Below are 19,410 nucleotides of genomic sequence, written 5' to 3'. Positions count from 1 at the left end.
CGATCCCTGCGATCCGAACAAAGCCCCCTCGTGGGGCTTTTTGCGTTTTTGTCCTTCAATCCCAGCGGCGCGGTCAATTAGTTCTTCCAGGATTGCCTTCTCGTTGAGAAACTCGGACTTCCTCTTGCCGGATGCAAACGTCAGGATCGCGGCAAGATCGCCGCGCAGTACGATCAGCAGTTCCGCACCATCGGGCACGAGATCGATGCGGCTGACCAGCGTGCGGAGCTTGTCGGCCGCGAGTGCTCGCGTGTCCTCGTTGCCAAGCTGGTCGTGAAGGGTGGCAATTTCCTCATGATAATACTTGGCCAGATTGGGGTGGAGCAGGGGAGGTGGCTCCTCCGCATCGTCGAGGAAGCCGGCCAGCTCTTTCTTGCGTGCCTCGAGCTTGGTGCTGCGTTCCTTGACCATATCCACCGGCAAAGCATCCTTGAGATAGAGATCAAGGATCTTCTCAAGCTCCCGGTCGATCCGTTTCGTTTCGGTTTGCGCGGCGTCGATGGAAACGCGCGCCTCCATCCGCGCCTTGTTTACTTCTCGCGTGAACTCCTCGCAAAACTCTTTGTAGAGCTCCGGTTCCATCAGATGCTTGTCGAGCCCATTCAGCACGGATTGTTCGAGCGTGTCGCGGCGGATATTGAGCCGGTTGTCGCAAGTGCCCTTCGTCCGGGCGTTGGTGCAGCCGAGCATGTCCTTCGAAATCATCGAATAGCCGCCACCACAGCAGCCGCATTTGATGAGGCCCGTGAACAGATGCTTTGGCCGGCGGCGCTCGTTCAGAATACGGTTGTCCCCAGGCTGGGTTCCCGGTTCCAGCGCCAACTGGTCTTGCCGCTTCTTCACCGCGTCCCACAGGTTCTGATCGACGATGCGCAGATCCGGCACGTCGTTTACGACCCAATCCGTTTCCGGATTGAGACGCGAGACACGTTTACCCGTGTCCGGATCCTTCAGATAGCGAAGGCGGTTCCAGACCAGTTTCCCAATATACAGTTCATTGTTCAGAATGCCGGTCCCGCGCTTCGGATTGCCATGGATAGTCGATGGCCCCCATTCGCTGCCTTGTGGCCCTGGCACACCTTCGCCGTTCAGCACCATGGCGATCGTGCGCGATGACTTACCCGCCAGATATTCCGTGAAAATCCGCCGGACGATATTTGCTTCTGGTTCGTTGATCGTGCGCTCGCCGCGGCTGGTTTCCCCGGATGTGTCGACGTGGCGCACGACGTCGTAGCCGTAGCAGAGGCCACCGCCCGATTTGCCTTCTTCGACCCGGCCGCGCAAGCCGCGGCGTGTCTTGTCGGCGAGGTCTTTCAGATAAAGCGCGCCCATCGTGCCCTTGAGACCGATATGGAGTTCGCTGACTTCTCCTTCCGAAAGCGTAACGATGCTGACACCGGCAAAGCGCATGCGCTTGTAGAGCCCGGCAATATCTTCCTGATCGCGCGAAAGGCGGTCGAGCGATTCTGTCAGGATGACGTCGAAGCGCCGCTTCAGTCCGTCGGCGATCAGTTCCTGAATACCCGGCCGGATCAGAGAGGCACCGGAAATGGCGCGATCGGTATAACTGTCCACGATTGTCCAGCCTTCACGCTCGGCACGCGTGCGGCAAATACGAAGCTGGTCTTCAATGGAGGCATCGCGCTGATTGTCAGATGAATAGCGTGCGTAGAGCGCAACCTTCATGAGATGGCCTCCCTATTTGAGGAGGCGTTCGCGGGTGGCACGCTCCTGCTCGGCTTCGACGAATTTACGGGCAGCCTGTCGCGCAAGCAAGCGGACAAGTTCCCGGAGGCGAGGATCGGGCTTTGACGTGTCGTAGACCGGCATATCGTCGGCGGGTGCGAGCACGACCCGCACGCTGTTTGCCGCTGTCCCTTTCCGCTTTGCCACAACACGATCCTCGCCCATAAGCGGACCATTCCGCTCCGGGGAAAGACTGGGCCGGCAACCGGCGGATTTGAATGCGAAATCGCGGGCATGACAGCGACCTCCAGTGTAGTGCACCGTCCCTTGTCGCACCGCCACGCAGTCGATCGTAGATCATGCGGCGGAAACAGAGGGCATTTGCGTAAGAATACTTGAATTTAGCGGCGGGCGAATCCCCCTTCAAGTAGAATTATTTTGCGTTCTTCATCTCATGACAGCCCGCGTCTTTGCGTGATCGTAGAACCTGCACTCGCCAATGGACATAAGGAGAGCTGCGCTCGCTTTTCTCTGATCGGCTGCGGCCGATGCCTTGCCGATCGTGGGGGACGCCAAGGGGTCTTACCCCTTTCTCCCCTGCAAACGCCACCTGCGCATGGCAGGACCGCCCGCTCGCAGGCCGGGGCATAGGCATGCACTGTCCAACAGATCTAATCCGTCCCGCTCGCCGCGCAGCCCGGCCATGCTCGCTGGCATTTGCCCCCTCCATCCCCGCGCGCTCACGCGCCCCCGGGAGGCATGTCGGGGACATGCCTCCGGCATTAACGGGAAAGGATTGGAACAATGGCAAGGACACAGAAGAAGGCCGTCACAGTTGCGACGGTGGTAGAGGTGACGGCAGCGACTGCGGATATCCGCAGCGTCGGGGAAGCGGTGGCAGACGTAGTTGCTGCGCTGCCAGCACCGAAAGCCATAAGCGGGGCAGAACTCTTCATTCCCCTCGACAAGCTCAAGAAGTCGCCGCGCAATGCGAGGAAGACCCCGCACAGCGAGGCGCATATCGAAGCGCTCGCGGCCAGCATCGCCGCAAAGGGCATGCTGCAGAACCTTGTGGTGGAACCGGAGACGGACGAGGTGGGCGAACCGACAGGGCTCTATCTCGTGACGGTCGGCGAAGGCCGCAGGCTGGCGCATCTGTTGCGCGTCAAGCGCAAGCAGATCGGGAAGACTGAACACGTTCGGTGCGTTCTCGATACCGCAAACGATCCTCAGGAAATCAGCCTTGACGAAAATGTCACCCGCGAGGCGATGCATCCGGCAGACCAGTTCGAGGCGTTTCGCGAGCTTGCCGAACATCGTGGATGGGGAGCCGAGGAAATCGCTGCCCGCTTCGGTGTGACGGCGCATGTGGTGAAGCAGCGGATGCGTCTTGGCGCAGTCAACCCGAAACTGATGCAGGTCTACCGCGACGGCGATCTGACGCTGGATCAGTTGATGGCCTTTGCTATCACCGACGACCATGCGCGGCAGGAACAGGTTTATGCCGGCCTTGGCTATAATCGCGAACCGTGGACGATCCGCCGCGACCTGACACGGACGCATGTGCAAGCGAACGACCGCAAGGCAATATTTGTCGGCCCGGAGGCCTATACGGAAGCGGGCGGGACCATTTTCCGCGACCTGTTTACCGAGGATCGCGGCGGATATTATGACGATCCCGCACTTCTGGACCAGCTTGTCATCGCCAAGCTGGAGGGGATCGCCGCAGACCTCAGAGAAGCGGAAGGTTGGAAATGGGTGGAAGCCTTCATCGATTTCCCGCACGCTCACGGCATGCGGCGTATCTATCCGCAGACGGTGGAGCTTTCCGAGGCAGACGAAGCCGCCTATGCCGCAGCGAGGCAGGAGTTCGATCACCTGACGGCGGAATGGGAGAATACGGACGACGACTTGCCTCCCGATGTGGACGAACGTTTTGCCGAGCTTGAAGCAGAGATCGAGCGGATCGACGCCATGCGCGAAGGTCATGATCCCGACGACATCAGCCGGGGCGGCGTCTTCGTGACGTTAAACCATGACGGAACGGCTCGCATCGAGCGCGGCTTCATCCGCGCCGAGGATGAAAAACCGGAACCGGAACAGGTGGATGCCGCAGGCGTCATCGATGGTGTCCGCGTCAATGCAGACGGGGAAGTTATCGAAGACGATGAGCGTTTCGGGGAGGGCAATCACATATCCGGCCTTGCGCCGCAGGAAGAGGAGGAGGGCGATGCGGGTCAGCCGCTCACCGATCTTCTCACCCGCGACCTGACGGCGCACCGGACGCTTGGCCTTCGCCTCGCTCTCGGTGAGCAGCCGGATATCGCCCTGATTGCCGTCACCCACGCCCTTGCCGCACAGACGTTCTATCGCGGCGTTGACGTCCATGATCTCGAAATCCGCCCCACCAGTTCGCAGCTTGGCGGGCATGCGGACGGTATAGAGGATACGGCGGCGGCGAAGATGCTGGCGGATCGTCATGCAGGATGGGCGGCAGATATGCCGCAGAACGTGGGCGACCTCTGGGACGTCATCGCCGGCCTGGATCACGTGAGCATCATGGCGTTGTTCGCCCATTGCGCATCGCTGACCGTCAATGCCCTCAAGCTGCCATGGGAACAGCGGCCCCGTGCGCAGCGGACTGCCGATAAGCTGGCGACGGCGCTTGTGCTGGATATGAACCAGCAGTGGACGCCAACGGTGCGCACCTACTTCGGGCGCGTCACCAAGGCGCATATTCTCGCAGCCGTGCGGGAAGCCGTGGGCGACGAGGCAGCGGATCGCATCGCGGCTATGAAGAAGCAGCCTATGGCGGAAGCCGCAGAGCAGTTGCTGGCTGGGACCGGATGGTTGCCACCATTGCTGCGCACCGAACGCACCGCATCGCAAACGGCAGGGCATGCAACTGTCGAAACCCCGGAAGCTGTCGAACTTGAACCGGAAGCACCGGCCATCGACACGACAGACTATAGTGTTGAAGGAAGTCGCGTAGAGGTGGAGGGTGCAGCCTTCCATATTGCCGCCGAGTGAACAGCCATGGCCGGAGCCGCGCGAGCGGTTCCGGCCTGTTCCCTACCGCCCGAGGAAAATTCCGGCCGCGCCGAACGGGCGCGGCCGGAAACCTCGACCGGATCCCAGGAACCACGACAATGAGAGCCTATACGGAGCAGCGGACGATGCTGGCCGCATCAGGGAGCCCCGGCTCAGCATCCACCCGATCGCGGCCATGCCGGAATAATCGTCGCTCGAACACAATCCGGCGAGTTTATGTTCATGACGCGCCGAATTGACCATGCAGAGAAATCTAGGGAGTCCAGAGATGGTTCCGCTGACAATGTTGTCCGTTGTACTGATCGGCGCAATGTGCGCGCTTGCCTATACGCTGGCGACTTACGCTCTGCCGTTCCTGTTCGCTGTCACCGTGACGCGCCTTGCCTTCGCGACGGGCGCCGGATTTGTCGGCGCAGGCATCGTCGGGCTGTTCGCAGGTGTGGCGGCTTACGGCCTTCTGGCCTACCTCGTTGCCACGCTGCGCTCACCGGGCCTGAGCCTTGTGATAGCTCTGATATTCGCGATCCCTGCCGCCATCGCAGGCTATGCTCTCGTGCATGGCATAACCCGCGAAGCCATTCCCTCTGAAATCTGGCGTCAAACCTTCTGTGTCGCTGGCGGCATATTCGTCGGTTTGTCCGCACTATCGAAGCTGGCCAATCCGTCACGGCTCCATGAAAGATGAAATGTCTCGAAAGCGCGACGAGCGCGCATGGGGCGACGGTGGCACTGTAGAATCCTACAGTTTTAGAGCCGGAACTCATCGGTTATGTTGGTGGCGTCGTTCATGAAATCCGGGAAACCGGGCGTAGTATGTCGGAGGAAATCGTGTCTCAGGAACCGTCTTTTACTTTTTACACCTATTCAGCAGCCACAGAGCCAGAGGAGCAACGGTGGGCCTACACAGGCATTCCGGATAACTTTTTTGGCGACGTTCATTCAGCGCGAGCAGCCGTCCTGGAGCTTCGAAATGACATCATCGCCGATCCAGACGGGGAGTGGCCGCGCATGCATATCGAGAAGATCGAGACGCTCCCGGTGTCGAAAGACACGCTGCTCGCATTCCTCAATGACGGCGTTGGTGCGTTTATCAAACGCTACGAGATCGTGGAAACCATTGAGTAACGGCAATTTCTACATTGCTCGGAAGGGAAAGATGTGCGCCGAGAGGGTGGATATAGCGTCCCCTTTGGGCCGTGCTCTACTCGCTGCCTGTGGCAACTCGCAAAGCCCCTTGCGGGTCTTCGCCTTCGGTAACGATCGCTGACGCAAGGGATGGCGGCGGTGGGTATCTCGCGAGGAAGCCAGCCACGTTCACGAAACCAGACCGTGGCCTGTTGAGTGATGGACCGGCGTCGGATGAGGCTGCATCAATTCTCGGCATCCACCTCGACCATGCCCGTGTCGCGATGATCCGAGTGAGAGGCCCCGACCGTCCAGCTTGACCGAGAGACAGCGGATGGCCCTGCTGTGACAGAACCATGCATCCACGCGGCGAACTCGTTTCTCTGGGCAAATGCGAAGGCGAAAGTCACGTCCGTTTTTGTTTTCCCGAATTGCAAGCGGGTAGTTTCACCGACTTGGCGTTGAGGGTGAGCGTCCTCTTCTCAAGGGAGCCAGCAAAGCCGATGTTAGTGCTCAGCGGGGAAAGCGCTGATCAGTATCAGCCATCACATAAATTCCTTTTCCCGACTGAACAAATCACGCCCACCTCGAACTCGATTGATCTGGTCTGACCGAAGACCGGCAACGCGAGCGCCGCCTCTATCTTGATCCCGCAACGTCCGCCGTCAGCTTTTTTCCGCCGCCTACGGCTTTGCATCGCGAAGCATATGTGGACACCCCCTCGGTCAAGCCTTTCTTCTGATCTTTTTGAACCCGGCTGGCTGCTCGCATATGTCCGGCCTCTCTGATGATCGGCCGAACGGCCGCGGGCCTTGATGAAATCCGCGGATCATGGTCCCAATCAAAAAAGCGCATTCTGCAGATGCAGTCTCGCGAACGGGTTGTCCTGATCCCCGGCGGAACCGGTATTCATCACGATCGTCTGGCAGGCCCTCCGAACTCGGTGACGCTGGTGCGTCGGTTTCTATGCGATGGCGTTTGTGTATACCGTCTGCCGAGTCATCACGGCCCATGCGATCCGCGCCATCTTGTTCGCCAGCGCCACGGTCGTCAGGCGCGGGGGCTTCGTTAACAACAATTTCCTGACCCACTCGATGAGCGGCCCGTGCATCTTATGCCTGACATGCCTGAGGACGGCTGTCGCGCCGACGATCAGCAGCGTTCGCAGATATCGGTTCCCGGCCTTCGTGATCCTGCCGAGGCGCTCTTTTCCTCCAGACGAATTCGATCGTGGCGTCAGCCCGAGCCATGCGGCAAATTCTCGCCCCGACCTGAAGACTGACGCATCAGGCACCGTCGCCGCCAGTGCTGTGGCAGTGATGACGCCGACGCCCGGGATCGTCGCAAGCCTGCGGCCTGCTTCGCTCGTTCGTTGCCATTCGCGTATCTTGGCTTCAAGTGTCCTGACCTCGGCGGTCAGGGAGTCGATTTGCCTGGCCAAGGATACGACAATGTCAGTCACGAGCGGCGGAACGTCCAGCTCTGTCGGCTCGTGTGCGAGCACCCGCTCGACGAGCTCTGCCGTTCTTTCGATCCCGACCGGCGCCACGATGCCGATCTCGGTGAGATGGCCTCGTAAGGCGTTCACCAGCATGGTCCTCTGCCGGATGAGGAGAGCACGCGACTTGTGCACCATCAGGATCGACTGCTGCGACGCGGTTTTGATTGGAACGAACCGCATGGTCGGCCGGGTCACAGCCTCGCAGATCGCCTCGGCATCCACCATGTCGTTCTTCCCCCGCTTCACGTACGGCTTCACATAAGCCGGCGCCATCAGCTTGACCTCATGGCCCATGCCTGTCAGTTCGCGAGCCCAGTGATGCGCGGAGCCGCACGCCTCCATGCCGATCAGACTCGGCTCCAGCTTGGCAAAGAATGCAAGAAGGTGTGTGCGCCGGAGTTTCTGAGCGATCACGACACGACTGCTGTCATCAATGCCGTGAACCTGGAAGACATTCTTTGCAAGGTCGATTCCGATTGTCAGCCTGGACATCCCGTTTCCTTTCCAACGTTTGATTGGTCCCTGCCGATATTCTCGGCGGTAGTGGTGGGGGTGTCCACATCATCAAAAAAGCTGTCGTCGGCCGCCCTCCATTGTATTCCGGCCCTTTGGGTGCGGGCCGATCGTCCCCGGTCCATCGACCATCATCGAGATCGCGATGGGCGCGACCCGATCAGCAAAAGGAAATCACGTGATGGCTACGATTGGCACTTTTTCCCGCACCGACAACGGCTTCACAGGCTCGGTCAAGACCCTCACCCTCAACGTCAAGTCAGTGAAATTCGTCCCCGCCGAGGGCGAAAACGAAAACGGACCTGACTTCCGCGTCTTTGCGGCGGCCACGGAATTCGGAGCCGCATGGAAGAAGCAGTCCGACAAGGGCAACCCCTACCTCTCGGTCAAGCTGGACGATCCGAGCTTCCCCGCTCCGATCTATGCGAGCCTGGTCGAAGTGGAAGGCGAGGATCTAGCGCTCATCTGGTCCCGCCGCCGCGCCACCAACTGAACAGGCCATACCGGCCTGGCCCCGCGAAAGCGGGGCTTCGCCTTGTTCACCACCGCCGTCATTAGAAAACGGAGATCTGCGATCGCTTTAATGGCGCACATTGTTCTGGTTGCGAGAGTCCATATTTCGCGACATCGCAGTGTCTGATGCAATACGCAAATCCTTGACGCACATGTGGAAATTTAAGAGCTGTTGTTTAACCAGAGAAATCAAACTTATCTATATTCCGCTTGTTGAGGCGACAGCTTAGAGGTGATAACCTCCGGTTGATATTGCCAACTTCGAAGGAAGACGCCTTTGTTCCGGCCTGCCAGAAGACCTGGTTACGATCACTGCGACGCGGATGTTTGCGCGAGCTGCTAACGCTGCTTGTTCATTTTCCCGTTCATCGTAATCCTCTTCTGGAGTGTCATCATGCGCCATCATTCGCGCCTGTCTCCGGCCGTTCTTTTGATTGTTGCTTGCGCCCTTTGGGGTGCGGCCACAGTGTTGAACAAGGCCCTGCTCACATCTATTTCACCTGTAACGCTGCTGGTTCTGCAACTCGCTCCCAGTGCGCTCATACTCTGGGTCGCGGTGTTCATTCGTGGCACGCGCTTTCCCAAACGATCAGTAATTGCCCCGTTGCTGATGCTTGGATTTCTCAATCCAGGCATTTCCTACACATTGAGCCTAATGGGTCTTGCCCGCGTTTCTGCGAGCATATCAACACTGTTGTGGGCAGCCGAACCTCTTATGATCCTCGGATTGGCAGCGGTGATGCTACGAGAGCCCGTAGGATGGCGACTTATTATCGTCATGCTCGTGGGCGGACTTGGCGTAGCGCTGGTCACGGATGTTGCCGGCGGGCTCACGGATTCTGGAAACGACCCGGTCGGAATGCTGCTGCTTCTGTCGGCCGTTCTCTGCTGCGCATTTTATACCGTGTTTTCACGCAAGATCAGCGAGGCAGCCGATCCCCTCTTCGTGGTCGCTGTCCAGCAGACGGCCGGATTGAGCTGGGCTTTGGCTCTGCTATTCGCGCAGACGCCCTTTGGTTCGCCGGGTGAGATTTCGGCCATTCCAATTGTCGTGGTGGCCGCAGCTGCCGTATCGGGCTTGCTATACTATGCAGCGGCATATTGGCTTTACATCACTGCGTTGCGGTCTGTTCCAGCAGCCGTGGCAGGCAGCTATTTCAACCTTATTCCCGTGTTTGGCGTTGGGCTGGCTTATGCGTTTCTCGGCGAAAGGCTGGTTCCGATTCAATGGGTCGGAGCAGCAGCGATTATCATCGCCGCGCTGGAGCTGGTCCGGCTGACTCGCAACATCGCGCCCGAACGGTCAGCAGAATAACGTTGCCGTGCTTCTGTGAGCGGGTCTAGTGCCCGCTCACTTCCGCTTGCCGTCCAGATTGGCCAAGGTTGCCAGCTCGTTGGTGATGCGTCAGCCGACCGATCCCAACGAACGCCAGAACCGCGAGCGCGCCGAGCCCCGTCGTGATCGCAAGTGACCAGGTCGCGCCGATATTGGCCATGGCAAATGCCAGGGCGAACGGTGCGGTCGCAGAGACGATCAGCCTCGCGGCCATGACCTTGCCCTGAAGCCTGCCGTATCCCTCGCTGCCAAACAGCATCAACGGCAAAGTGCCGGTGACAATGCTGAACAGGCCATTGCCCAGACCGAACACGATGGCAAAAGCCATCGCTCCGATCACGGAAGGCGCCGTGACGATCAAGATCAGGACGCCGCCGGGGATCAGCGCGGCGGCGATCGTCGCCAAAACCAGTGGGGGCAGATTGCCGCCGAGCACCATATTCGTGAAGCGGCTCAACACCTGCGACGGGCCGAACAGTGTGCCGACGATGGCCGCCGTAGCACCCAGACCGAGGCCCGACAACAGCGGCACCATATGGACCAACACCGCAGCGCTGACGAGCGACTGCAATGAGAAGCCGGCGACCATCAGTATGAAGCCAAAGTGCCTGACGTTTGGGCCGAGAACCCCTTCAATGACGTGCACCGATCCGGTCTGCTCCTGTCGACGCCCCTTGGCAAGACCGTGGGAGAGCCAGGCATGGAGAGGCAGGCAGATCAGGAGATTGAGCCCGGCGAACACGAGATAGATGTTTTGCCATGATAGGTGGGCGTGCAGTGCCGTGGTAATTGGCCAGAAGATGGTCGAGGCGAATCCGGCGATCAGCGTCAGATAGGTGATGCTGCGTTGAGCGGTCTGCGGTCGGATTTGCACCAGCAGCGCGAAGGCCGCGCCATACTGCACCAGGTTTGCGGCGACTTCGATCACGATCAACGCGGCGACGAACGCAGACTTGCCGGGAGCGAAGGCGCAAGCAACAAGTGCTGCGGCGGCGATCGCCGAGCCGGCTGTCATGACGCGGCCTGCGCCGAAGTGGTCGATTGCCCTTCCTAGCCACGGCGCACTCAGTCCGCCCAGGAGAAGTGCCGCCGAAAGCGCACCGAAGATCCATTCCGTCGACCAGTTCAGATCCCGTGCCATGTCCGGCGCAAGAATGCTGAAGCTGTAGTAGAGCGTCCCGTAGCCGATGATCTGAGTGAGCCCCAGGGCGAGGATGGCGGCAAGCGGCGGACGTTCGGTCATATGGATTTCAGGCTCACGCGCTGTTCGAGCTTTTCGGCCTCTTCCTTCCGCTCGCTGTAGCGATCGGTGAGATAGGAAGACGCATCCCGTGTCAGAAGGGTGAACTTCACCAGTTCCTCGCAGACATCGACGACCCGATCGTAATACGAAGATGGCTTCATCCGCCCGTCCGCGTCGAACTCCTGGAAGGCTTTGGCCACCGACGACTGGTTCGGAATGGTGATCATCCGCATCCAGCGGCCGAGAACGCGAAGCTGGTTGATGGCATTGAACGACTGCGATCCACCAGACACCTGCATTACCGCCAAAGTCTTGCCCTGCGTCGGCCGGACCGATCCGATCGACAGCGGGATCCAGTCGATCTGCGCCTTCATGATCCCGGTCATTGCGCCATGACGTTCCGGGCTCACCCACACCTGGCCTTCCGACCAAGCCGACAACTCGCGCAGTTCCTGCACCTTCGGATGGCTCACCGGCTCGGCGTCAGGCAGAGGCAGGCCATCCGGGTGGAAGATCCGAACCTCGCAGCCGAAGTGCTCGAGCAGCCGACCAGCCTCGAGCGCCAGGAAACGGCTGTATGAGATAGTCCGCAGGGAACCGTAGAGGATCAGGATGCGCGGCTTATGGGTTGAGAACGCTGGATGCAATGCAGCCCGATCCGGCAGTTGCAAGTGCTCCAGCGATGCAGCAGGTAGATCAGCCAATGCGCTTACCCTCGCTGTCGAGTACCTGTTCACCATCCTCCTTGGTAAAGGCGCCTTTGTGCGTCTCGGGAAGGATTTCCAGGACCACCTCCGACGGACGCGCGAGCCTTGTGCCAAGCAACGTAACGACGAACGGCCGGTTGATCAGGATCGGGTCCTTCAGCATGGCGTCGAGCAACTGATCGTCGGTCAACGACACGTCGTTCAGGCCCAATTCCGTATAGGGCGTTCCCTTTTCACGGATCGCCTCGCGCACTGTCAGACTGGCGTCATTGATCAACTTCGCAAGCTGTTCGCGAGACGGCGGGTTCTTCAGGTACTCAATCACCGTGGGTTCGATACCGGCATTCTGGATCATCGCCAGCGTGTTGCGCGATGTGCCGCAATCCGGATTGTGATAGATGGTGGCGTCCATGGTCAGACCCTTTCAATGGCTTCGGGTTTGGAATGAGAGGTGGCCTGCACGGCGGCGCCGCGCTCGTACCAGCCCTTGCTGCGGTTGACGATCCAGACGACTGACAGCATCACCGGAACCTCGATAAGGACGCCAACGACGGTCGCGAGTGCGGCGCCCGAGTTGAAGCCGAACAGGCTGATTGCTGCGGCGACCGCCAGTTCGAAGAAGTTCGAGGCGCCGATCAATGCCGATGGACCGGCCACGCAATGTTGCTCGCCCGATACCCGGTTGAGCAGATAGGCAAGGCCGGAGTTGAAGTAGACCTGGATCAGGATGGGTACCGCCAGCAAGGCGATGATGGTCGGCTGGGCGATGATCTGCTCGCCCTGGAAGCCAAACAGCAGCACCAGCGTGGCAAGGAGCGCCACCAACGATAGTGGCTGGAGTGTTTTCAGCAGGCGGTCGAGAGCAGCCGACGATCCGGAAGCAAGCAGGCCACGGCGCAGGATCTGCGCCACTATCACCGGCAGAATAATGTAGAGCACGACCGAGAACACCAGTGTCGCCCACGGCACGGTAATGGCGGAAAGACCGAGCAACAGGCCGACGATCGGCGCGAATGCCACCACCATGATGGCATCATTCAGTGCGACCTGGGACAGCGTGAAGAGCGGCTCGCCCTTGGTCAGGTTTGACCAGACGAACACCATCGCCGTGCAGGGCGCTGCGGCAAGGATGATCAATCCGGCGATATAGGAATCGATCTGCACCTCTGGCAGCATTGGCCGGAACAGATAGCCGATGAACAGCCAACCAAGCAACGCCATCGAGAAGGGTTTGACTGCCCAGTTGATGAAGAGGGTCACGCCAATTCCGCGCCAGTGACGACCGACCTGGCTTAACGAAGCAAAGTCGATCTTGATCAGCATCGGGATGATCATCAGCCAGATCAGCACGGCGACAGGAATATTGACCTTGGCGATTTCAGCCGCGCCGATCACCTGGAAGACAGCAGGCATCAGGTGGCCGAGGGCAATGCCGGCGAGGATGCACAAAAACACCCACACCGTGAGATAGCGTTCAAAAGCGGACATCGTTGTTATCCCTGCAGTGGTTTGGCGAGCAGTGCTGCCGAGGCCGGACAGAGACTGGCCGCCTGACGGGTCTGCAAGATCGCGGCCGGCGCCGTCGCACGGTCTATCGGCCTGAAGCCGAGGGTTTCGAAGAAGGGAGCGGCGTTCGTGGTTAGAAGGTAGCCGGTGCGTGCGCCCTCCGAATAAGCCCGTCGCAGGAGGAGGTCGGTCGCTCGGCGGCCGAGCCCCTTGTGACGGTTGCCAGGCGTGATCACCACCGACCGCAGCAGCGCATTGTCGCCGTACAGTTCATATCCACCATAGCCCACCGTATCGACCCCGCGTGCGATCCGGAAGAATGTCCGGCCGTCCTCGTCGAGGTCATCCGTCGGAAGATCGGCCGCCGCGAGTGCGTTGCGGAGATCAGCTTCATGTCCGGTGATCGGAAGGAGCGCCAGCGAGGTGGCGCCTTCGGTCGCGCCAATCTGACGGAGCTGGGTTTCGAGCGCTAACTTGTCGATCGAGGCGATGGGCAAGTTGATGAAGAGGGTAATGCGGTTCTTGAGGTAGCGTGCCGCCAAGGCGAAGGCGCGGCCGACATCAATATCCGAACCTTCGACAGCAGCAGGATCCTCGACACCCCAGTGGGCGGTCATCGGATGGCCGAGCCAGACCGGGCAGGCTTCGCCCGCCGCGTTGTCACAAACGGTGAAGATGAAGTCCATCTGCGGAGCGCCGGCTTCGGCAAAGACATCCCAGCTTTTCGAGCTGAATCCGGTCGTGGGATAGCCAAGCGCGTCCAGCGTTTTCAGCGCCCAGGGATGAACAAGTCCTTTCGGGTGACTACCAGCCGAGAAGGCGCGGAAGCGGCCTTTCCCCTCGGCATTGAGAATGGATTCCGCCAGAATCGAGCGTGCGGAATTGCCCGTGCAGAGAAAGAGCACATTATAAACGCGTTCGGCAGTCATTGCAGGTTCTCCTTGGCTGTCGGAGCGCAGCAGGCGGCAACCTCGGCGGCCGGCGCGCAGATTTCGGGATGTCCGGAGCAGCAGTCTTCCATCAGGAAGCGAACGAGGCCGCCCAGAGCTTCATAGTTGGCGGTGTAGATGATCGAGCGGGATTGTCGCTGCGCGGCAATCAACCCGGAATGCTCAAGCTCCTTCAGATGGAAGGAGATGTTCGATGGTGAGACCTCGACTTTCTCGGCCAACGCACCGGCCGCCATGCCGTCGGGGCCGGCAACCACGAGGATGCGGACGATCTGCAAACGTGTCTCCTGAGAGAGAGCGGCGAAGGCACCGAGGGCTTGACGTTGGTCCATATTTCAATCATCCTTGAATCATTGAAACGAGGATTACCGCAAATGAACGCGATCGACAACTGCAAAATCTCATCTGAAGATATCAGCCTTGGTTTGCTTCTCGACACGCTGGCCGGCGCCCGGGATCTACCGCTGGTGTTCCACTACGATGGGCACCCGGTGAAGACGGGCTACCATGTGACGGAGGTCAAGGCTGGACATTTTTCGGCGCTCGATTGCGGTGCAAATCCCGAAGCATGGTCGGAGATTTTCGTCCAACTGTGGGACATCGATGAGGACGGCCGAACGCATATGCCGGGCGGCAAGTTCTCGGCCATCATCCGCATGGTCTCGGAACATGTGAAGCTGGACGGATCCGCGAAGCTGACATTTGAAGTCAGCGACGGCGTGCAGCCAATGTCGCTATATCGCGCCGCTATGCCGACGCTTCGTGACGGCGCCTTGCACGTCGATCTATCGCCGCGACCGGCCAGCTGCAAGCCACGTGATCGCTGGCTCGCCGAGCAGGAAGCATTATCATGCTGTGGTCCCTCGGCGACAAATAGCGCCTGCTGCGGCTGATGTCGCCAGATTTCGGTTGACTGTCAGGATGACGTGCCTACCTGCTCCAAGCTTGGCCGGGAGGGCCTTACCGAGGAGAACGGCCGCAGGTCGATCATCATCATCATCTACGCGATCAATCTCGATCATATCGGTGACATCATCGAAAAAGGTCTCTTGCAGCAGGTCACCAAGAAAGCCTCGCTCAGCCTGAAGCTCTCGGCGGATGGGTACGAGGAGTTGAAGACGCTCTTCGATCTGACCATCGACAACCTGCGGATTGCCCAGCCGATCTTCGTTACCCGCGACTTCAATCTCGCCAGGGAGTTGATGGTAATGAAGGTCGAAGTGCGCCGGATGGAAAAGCAATCGGCTAAGCGTCATCTCGAACGCCTGCGTGACGGCCGCGCCGACAGCCTGCAAACCAGCTCGCTACATCTCGACGTGCAGCGCGGCCTGAAGCGCATCAACGCCCATATTGTGTCGGTCGCCCATCCGATCCTCGATGAGAGCGGCCTCCTGATCGAAAACAGACTGCGCACTGCACGCTGAGAAACCTGAACCTATCCCGTCTTCCAAATTCAAAAGGGGGAGCCAAGGGAAACTTTTCCCCTTGCTCCCCGAAAACGCCGCCTGCGCATGTCAGGCCGGCCGGTTCGCAGAACGGCAAGGCAGCCACTCTTCCGATCCTGTTCACTCCGTCCCGCTCACGCTGGCAGGCCGGCCATGCTCGCCGGCATTTGCCCCCTCCATCCCCGCGCGCTCACGCGCCCCCGGAAAGCATGTCGAGGACATGCCTTCGACATTTACGGGATAGCAAAGGAGTAAGGACAATGAATTTCATCGCCAGCAGCCAGACCGGCCACCAGGTCAACAAGGGTTTCAGCGTGGATGTGACCCGTGGTGAGCATAACGGCAGGGTTTCGTCGGAATGGTTTTCGCGGCCCGACGACGAACGGTTTTTGTCGCTCACCGAACTTTACGACGCTGTGAAGGGGCGGGCAGATCGCGCCACCGCCCGAACCGTGGAAAGCCGAGCCGTGCGCGTCGAAGCCAGCCGCGACAATGCGGAACGGTTGGCGCTTATCGTTCCCGGACAAGATGAACCCATTTCGCCGACGCATTGGAGTTTTGGCCAGCTTTGCAGCCTTGTCGGCGCGCCGGCAACCTATATGCGCCAGCTTCCCGCGCCGCTGGCGGGCATCAATCTACAGCACGGTTTGCTTTCGCACCGGGCAGAGCTGGTGAAAACCTATGAGGCAGATCAAGGCCGCATCGAACTCCGGGCGGTGACGGGACCGGACTACGGCAGGATTTTTGACCATGAACTTATCGCAGCCGTCATGAAGATTGCAGGCAACGGCGTGGGCGATACCATGTGGAAGGTGCCGGGCGTTCTGGATTGGGCGACGATGACGCATAACCCTTTCGTCGACATTACCAAGGACACCACCACGCTTTACGCCAGTGACCGCGATGTTTTCGTTTTCCTCGTGGACGATACACACCCCATCGAAGCCGGACGCCTGCCGAACGGAGACCCGGATCTGTATTTCCGGGGTTTCTATTGCTGGAATAGTGAAGTCGGCAGCAAGACGCTCGGCATCGCGTCTTTTTATCTTCGGGCGGTTTGCATGAACCGCAATCTTTGGGGCGTCGAAAATTTCGAAGAAATCACCATCCGGCACAGCAAGTTCGCCGCGCAGCGTTTCGCCCACGAGGCAGCCCCTGCGTTGTCCAGCTTCGCCAATTCCTCACCCGCTCCGTTCGTGGCCGGGATCAAGGCGGCGCGGGAGAGGATCGTCGCTCGAACGGACGAAGACCGCGAAAGCTTTCTGCGCAGGCGTGGCTTCTCCAAGGCCGAAACCGGCAAGATCATCGAAACCGTGTTGCAGGAGGAAGGTCGCCCGCCTGAAAGCATCTTTGACTTTGTGCAGGGCATGACCGCCCATGCTCGCACGAAGGCGCATCAGGACAGCCGTCTTGAACTGGAGGCAAAGGCGAAGGTCTTACTTGAAAAGGCCGCATAAATGATGCCGGGCGCGGCGGAAGCAGTTCCGCCGCGCCCGATCCCATCGGTCCGCCGCAGGGTGTTCCGATTTTTGATTCATGCCAGATTCCCGCTGCGCCGTGAAGTCCGGACGGTGTTTGAGGGCGCGACGGCCGCTCGCCGGGCTCCGCCCGTCTCGCAAATTCATCGCCCGACGGCTTTCAGGGTTTAAACCTTTGCAACAGCTCGCACGGATCAACGCCAAGCGCATCGGCAATACGACCGAGCACTGTTACGCTTGCGGAGACCTTGCCGCGCTCGATGGCGCCGACATAGCGCATGCTCAATCCGGCTTGCTCCGACAAGTCTTCTTGCGTCAGGTTCTTTTCATGACGAATGCGACGCAGGTTTACCGCCATGGCTTCCTTCAAATCCATCGTCGATGGGAACCAGAAGCGGAACTATCGTTCTAGGAACGATAGTTCCCATTCGTCTCAAGCGTGTTATAATGACAGGATATTGTCGGAAGCAGACACGTTCGAACCGGTTTATTGCCCTTCAGTAGTTACTGAAACGAACATCCCCTATGTTCAGGGGGTGGGCATTCTGATAGTGGCGATTTGGTATGCTGTCATTCCACTAATGCTGCAACCTGCCGTAGTGAAAATGCTGCTCGTCAGGAGGATAATCAATTGGTCCTACCGGCCGTGAATTTATTAAGGACACAGTAATGAGCAAGCCTTTGCTCGATGACGGCCCGCCGCTGACTGAACGGGTAAGCGCTTATGACGAGGCCCATTTTGCCACCTATCTGCGCCTTCTCGACGCGGCAGAGGAGGGTGCGGACTGGCGTGAAGCGACCAGCGTAATTTTCGGCCTGGATGTCGCGGCCGATCCCGAGCGTGCCAAGCGCATTCACGACACGCATCTTGCTCGCGCCCGCTGGATGACCGAGGCCGGTTACCGCCATTTGCTCGAACCGGGTATGCAGTGACGCGCAGGATCATCGGACACGGATGACATCCACTGATTGAGATCCGTTTGCTTGTCGCGCTCTGATGGGTTGCATATTCCGATTATCTGCATTGTTCCACCGGCCACGACCTGAAAACCTGACGTCTTCTCTCATAATTGTCGTTGGGGAGACGAGGGCATGGAGCCATTGCCGGATTGGCGTTCGCCGCAGTTCGAAGAACAATTGAGCCGTCTCGATCGGAGTGACGTCGCATTCGAATTTCTTCGCCGCAACAAGAATTACCAGACGGACTATGCGGACACGGTGGATGGGATTTCATCCAGCAAGGTGAAAAAGCGCGACGCTATAGCGGAATTTTCCCGACTGTGGGGTGTCACCTTTCCCGGCCGATCCATCTCAGTCGGCCCCGAAGTCCCGCCCGATCTGGCGACCGCAGCTCTTTCCCGCTACGATCATCGTTGAGCATGCGGCAGACGGGTTCGATACCGCATCATTGCTCGATCCGCTCGCCCCGTCGATTGAGGGGGAAATAGCCGAGGATGGGTTCCACGCCATTGTGAGGGACGATCAGGGCGATCACCGGCTATGGTTGCCGCAAGGCACGCAGACCATGAATGCAGCCGTTGTTATACCCTTGGACGAACATTTTTCCGAGCGCGTACAGAGCATCCAGCGTTTCCAGCGCTGGCTGACCGGCAAGCCGTCCGGACCTTTACCCCGCTGGCAACGGTTCTCGCGCTACCAGATTTACAGATTGAGTCTGATGCTGCGGGCCTGGGACGGCATGACTGGCGGTGCGTCACGCCAGGAAATTGCGAGTACCCTGCTCAACAGGGACGTAAAGAAGTTGCGCTCCATTGACTGGAAAAACGCTCCCGAGCGTCGGCGTCTCATCCGCTTGCTCAAGACTTCCCGGGAACTGATCGAGGGCGGCTATTTGCGCCTGCTCCAGCCATAGCCGACGCAGAGCGTCTCCCGTTTTCACTCACGCCCATTCCCCTCCCACCAATCCCAATGCGGCCCTCAACGACGTCGGCTGTCGCCGTGTCTTGAAGGGGGACACTTCTACAGAACCCAGATTTTTGTCACTCCGCCGGACCGCATTTCTTTCGCCATTGTCGCAGCCGACCCGCCGCTTTGACGGTGGCCGCGATGGAGGCAGACGATGCAGGAAAAAACCGACAACACTTGGCCGCGCTTCGTGCGTACCCCCGAAGCGGCCCGCCTTCTCGATCTTTCGCCCCGCACGCTCGAAAAGCATCGTTGCGACGGAACCGGGCCGATCTATCACAAGCTCGGCGGTCGCGTCGTTTATGCCGTCACCGACCTTCATGCCTGGATTGACGCATCCGCACGCCAGTCGACCTCCGAGGCCGCTTCGAGCGCGCGGATGCCTCACGTGTCGATGGCAGCTCGTGCCATTGGCATGACGCGCTGATCG

20 protein-coding genes and 3 pseudogenes are annotated in these 19,410 nt (G+C 59.5%); 12 read left to right on the top strand and 11 right to left on the bottom strand.

The genetic code is table 11. The features are described 5' to 3' along the window. Positions 1 to 1,686, bottom strand: a 1,686-nt coding sequence (locus tag ASB66_RS17415; RefSeq protein ID WP_147274052.1) for a recombinase family protein, incomplete at its 3' end; no start/stop codon positions are given. 12 nt (positions 1,687 to 1,698) lie between these two features. Beyond that, a complete protein-coding gene (locus tag ASB66_RS17410) occupies positions 1,699 to 1,893 on the bottom strand; it encodes a hypothetical protein (protein ID WP_060718533.1) in 195 nt (64 codons plus the stop codon). Between the two features lie 597 nt (positions 1,894 to 2,490). Between ASB66_RS17410 and ASB66_RS17405 the strand changes: the two genes are divergently transcribed. The 3 genes from ASB66_RS17405 to ASB66_RS17395 all read left to right on the top strand — a co-directional run bounded on the left by ASB66_RS17405 (position 2,491) and on the right by ASB66_RS17395 (position 5,862). Then, positions 2,491 to 4,716, top strand: a complete 2,226-nt coding sequence (locus ASB66_RS17405) for a ParB/RepB/Spo0J family partition protein (protein WP_060718531.1) — start codon at positions 2,491 to 2,493, stop codon at positions 4,714 to 4,716. A 289-nt stretch (positions 4,717 to 5,005) separates the two neighbouring features. Then, a complete protein-coding gene (locus ASB66_RS17400) occupies positions 5,006 to 5,422 on the top strand; it encodes a hypothetical protein (RefSeq protein WP_060718530.1) in 417 nt (138 codons plus the stop codon). A 143-nt stretch (positions 5,423 to 5,565) separates the two neighbouring features. Further along, a complete protein-coding gene (locus ASB66_RS17395) occupies positions 5,566 to 5,862 on the top strand; it encodes a hypothetical protein (protein ID WP_060718532.1) in 297 nt (98 codons plus the stop codon). A gap of 964 nt (positions 5,863 to 6,826) precedes the next feature. On the opposite strand, the gene ASB66_RS17390 is transcribed toward ASB66_RS17395, so the two are convergent. Next, a complete protein-coding gene (locus tag ASB66_RS17390) occupies positions 6,827 to 7,855 on the bottom strand; it encodes an IS110 family RNA-guided transposase (RefSeq protein ID WP_060718548.1) in 1,029 nt (342 codons plus the stop codon). 202 nt (positions 7,856 to 8,057) lie between these two features. On the opposite strand from ASB66_RS17390, the gene ASB66_RS17385 reads away from it, so the two are divergent. Both ASB66_RS17385 and ASB66_RS17380 read left to right on the top strand, forming a co-directional pair. Continuing rightward, positions 8,058 to 8,369: a DUF736 domain-containing protein gene (locus ASB66_RS17385; protein WP_060718461.1), complete on the top strand. Its 312-nt coding sequence runs from the start codon at positions 8,058 to 8,060 to the stop codon at positions 8,367 to 8,369. A 414-nt stretch (positions 8,370 to 8,783) separates the two neighbouring features. Beyond that, positions 8,784 to 9,704: a DMT family transporter gene (locus tag ASB66_RS17380; RefSeq protein WP_060718460.1), complete on the top strand. Its 921-nt coding sequence runs from the start codon at positions 8,784 to 8,786 to the stop codon at positions 9,702 to 9,704. Positions 9,705 to 9,729: 25 nt separating this feature from the next. On the opposite strand, the gene arsK is transcribed toward ASB66_RS17380, so the two are convergent. The 7 genes and pseudogenes from arsK to ASB66_RS17350 form a co-directional block, all read right to left on the bottom strand. Continuing rightward, a complete protein-coding gene (gene arsK / locus ASB66_RS17375; protein WP_060718459.1) occupies positions 9,730 to 10,968 on the bottom strand; it encodes an arsenite efflux MFS transporter ArsK in 1,239 nt (412 codons plus the stop codon). Further along, complete coding sequence (gene arsH, locus ASB66_RS17370; protein ID WP_060718458.1) at positions 10,965 to 11,708, bottom strand: arsenical resistance protein ArsH; 744 nt, start codon at positions 11,706 to 11,708, stop codon at positions 10,965 to 10,967. The genes arsK and arsH overlap by 4 nt, the downstream gene beginning before the upstream one ends. Next, positions 11,665 to 12,093, bottom strand: coding sequence for an arsenate reductase (glutaredoxin) (gene arsC / locus ASB66_RS17365; protein WP_060718457.1), 429 nt, complete (start codon positions 12,091 to 12,093; stop codon positions 11,665 to 11,667). Before arsC ends, arsH begins: the two co-directional genes overlap by 44 nt. Beyond that, positions 12,090 to 13,163 carry an ACR3 family arsenite efflux transporter gene (gene arsB, locus ASB66_RS17360; RefSeq protein WP_060718456.1) on the bottom strand — a complete coding sequence of 358 codons (1,074 nt, stop codon included), beginning with the start codon at positions 13,161 to 13,163 and terminating at the stop codon, positions 12,090 to 12,092. Before arsB ends, arsC begins: the two co-directional genes overlap by 4 nt. A 5-nt stretch (positions 13,164 to 13,168) precedes the next feature. Beyond that, positions 13,169 to 13,558, bottom strand: a pseudogene (gene arsN2, locus ASB66_RS26760) (arsenic resistance N-acetyltransferase ArsN2); the annotation flags it as partial. A 42-nt stretch (positions 13,559 to 13,600) separates the two neighbouring features. Further along, positions 13,601 to 14,110 (bottom strand): annotated as a pseudogene (locus ASB66_RS26755) (arsenate reductase ArsC); the annotation flags it as partial. Then, the gene (locus tag ASB66_RS17350) at positions 14,107 to 14,463 is read right to left on the bottom strand and encodes an ArsR/SmtB family transcription factor (protein ID WP_060718455.1); all 357 of its coding nucleotides are present in this window, start codon (positions 14,461 to 14,463) and stop codon (positions 14,107 to 14,109) included. The pseudogene ASB66_RS26755 and the gene ASB66_RS17350, both read right to left, overlap by 4 nt. A gap of 42 nt (positions 14,464 to 14,505) precedes the next feature. Here ASB66_RS17350 and ASB66_RS17345 point away from each other — a divergent pair, with 42 nt between their 5' ends. The 3 genes and pseudogenes from ASB66_RS17345 to ASB66_RS17335 all read left to right on the top strand — a co-directional run bounded on the left by ASB66_RS17345 (position 14,506) and on the right by ASB66_RS17335 (position 17,033). Next, on the top strand, positions 14,506 to 15,024 hold the full coding sequence (locus ASB66_RS17345) for a DUF6428 family protein (protein WP_060718454.1): 519 nt from the start codon (positions 14,506 to 14,508) through the stop codon (positions 15,022 to 15,024). 45 nt (positions 15,025 to 15,069) lie between these two features. Beyond that, positions 15,070 to 15,555: pseudogene (locus tag ASB66_RS17340) on the top strand (PhoU domain-containing protein); the annotation flags it as partial. A 281-nt stretch (positions 15,556 to 15,836) separates the two neighbouring features. After that, positions 15,837 to 17,033, top strand: coding sequence for a hypothetical protein (locus ASB66_RS17335; protein ID WP_060718452.1), 1,197 nt, complete (start codon positions 15,837 to 15,839; stop codon positions 17,031 to 17,033). A gap of 181 nt (positions 17,034 to 17,214) precedes the next feature. On the opposite strand, the gene ASB66_RS17325 is transcribed toward ASB66_RS17335, so the two are convergent. Further along, positions 17,215 to 17,430: a helix-turn-helix domain-containing protein gene (locus ASB66_RS17325; RefSeq protein ID WP_060718450.1), complete on the bottom strand. Its 216-nt coding sequence runs from the start codon at positions 17,428 to 17,430 to the stop codon at positions 17,215 to 17,217. A 293-nt stretch (positions 17,431 to 17,723) separates the two neighbouring features. Between ASB66_RS17325 and ASB66_RS17320 the strand changes: the two genes are divergently transcribed. From ASB66_RS17320 to ASB66_RS17305, 4 genes are all read left to right on the top strand, one after another. Further along, positions 17,724 to 17,987, top strand: coding sequence for a DNA -binding domain-containing protein (locus ASB66_RS17320; RefSeq protein ID WP_060718449.1), 264 nt, complete (start codon positions 17,724 to 17,726; stop codon positions 17,985 to 17,987). A gap of 159 nt (positions 17,988 to 18,146) precedes the next feature. Continuing rightward, entirely contained in the window at positions 18,147 to 18,431 is a 285-nt protein-coding gene (locus ASB66_RS17315) for a transcriptional regulator domain-containing protein (protein WP_060718448.1), read from the top strand. Positions 18,432 to 18,462: 31 nt separating this feature from the next. Further along, positions 18,463 to 18,927 carry a DUF2285 domain-containing protein gene (locus ASB66_RS17310; protein ID WP_234823932.1) on the top strand — a complete coding sequence of 155 codons (465 nt, stop codon included), beginning with the start codon at positions 18,463 to 18,465 and terminating at the stop codon, positions 18,925 to 18,927. 207 nt (positions 18,928 to 19,134) lie between these two features. Next, positions 19,135 to 19,407, top strand: coding sequence for a helix-turn-helix transcriptional regulator (locus tag ASB66_RS17305; RefSeq protein WP_060718447.1), 273 nt, complete (start codon positions 19,135 to 19,137; stop codon positions 19,405 to 19,407). The last annotated feature ends 3 nt before the right edge of the window (positions 19,408 to 19,410 follow it).

It is taken from the genome of Gillisella vitis (assembly GCF_001541345.2).
Classification (GTDB): Bacteria; Pseudomonadota; Alphaproteobacteria; order Rhizobiales; family Rhizobiaceae; genus Allorhizobium; species Allorhizobium vitis.
The sequence above is the reverse complement of the archived record's forward strand: the minus strand, read 5'-3'. Positions and strand labels throughout refer to the sequence as shown.

What these genes read in the sequence shown, in the direction of transcription:
- ASB66_RS17405 (WP_060718531.1), top strand. Translation starts at nt 2,491, where the DNA reads ATGGCAAGGACACAGAAGAAGGCCGTCACAGTTGCGACGGTGGTAGAG.
- ASB66_RS17400 (WP_060718530.1), top strand. Translation starts at nt 5,006, where the DNA reads ATGGTTCCGCTGACAATGTTGTCCGTTGTACTGATCGGCGCAATGTGC.
- ASB66_RS17390 (WP_060718548.1), bottom strand. Translation starts at nt 7,855, where the DNA reads ATGTCCAGGCTGACAATCGGAATCGACCTTGCAAAGAATGTCTTCCAG.
- ASB66_RS17385 (WP_060718461.1), top strand. Translation starts at nt 8,058, where the DNA reads ATGGCTACGATTGGCACTTTTTCCCGCACCGACAACGGCTTCACAGGC.
- ASB66_RS17380 (WP_060718460.1), top strand. Translation starts at nt 8,784, where the DNA reads ATGCGCCATCATTCGCGCCTGTCTCCGGCCGTTCTTTTGATTGTTGCT.
- arsK (WP_060718459.1), bottom strand. Translation starts at nt 10,968, where the DNA reads ATGACCGAACGTCCGCCGCTTGCCGCCATCCTCGCCCTGGGGCTCACT.
- arsH (WP_060718458.1), bottom strand. Translation starts at nt 11,708, where the DNA reads ATGGTGAACAGGTACTCGACAGCGAGGGTAAGCGCATTGGCTGATCTA.
- arsB (WP_060718456.1), bottom strand. Translation starts at nt 13,163, where the DNA reads ATGTCCGCTTTTGAACGCTATCTCACGGTGTGGGTGTTTTTGTGCATC.
- ASB66_RS17350 (WP_060718455.1), bottom strand. Translation starts at nt 14,463, where the DNA reads ATGGACCAACGTCAAGCCCTCGGTGCCTTCGCCGCTCTCTCTCAGGAG.
- ASB66_RS17345 (WP_060718454.1), top strand. Translation starts at nt 14,506, where the DNA reads ATGAACGCGATCGACAACTGCAAAATCTCATCTGAAGATATCAGCCTT.
- ASB66_RS17335 (WP_060718452.1), top strand. Translation starts at nt 15,837, where the DNA reads ATGAATTTCATCGCCAGCAGCCAGACCGGCCACCAGGTCAACAAGGGT.
- ASB66_RS17325 (WP_060718450.1), bottom strand. Translation starts at nt 17,430, where the DNA reads ATGGATTTGAAGGAAGCCATGGCGGTAAACCTGCGTCGCATTCGTCAT.
- ASB66_RS17320 (WP_060718449.1), top strand. Translation starts at nt 17,724, where the DNA reads ATGAGCAAGCCTTTGCTCGATGACGGCCCGCCGCTGACTGAACGGGTA.
- ASB66_RS17315 (WP_060718448.1), top strand. Translation starts at nt 18,147, where the DNA reads ATGGAGCCATTGCCGGATTGGCGTTCGCCGCAGTTCGAAGAACAATTG.
- ASB66_RS17305 (WP_060718447.1), top strand. Translation starts at nt 19,135, where the DNA reads ATGCAGGAAAAAACCGACAACACTTGGCCGCGCTTCGTGCGTACCCCC.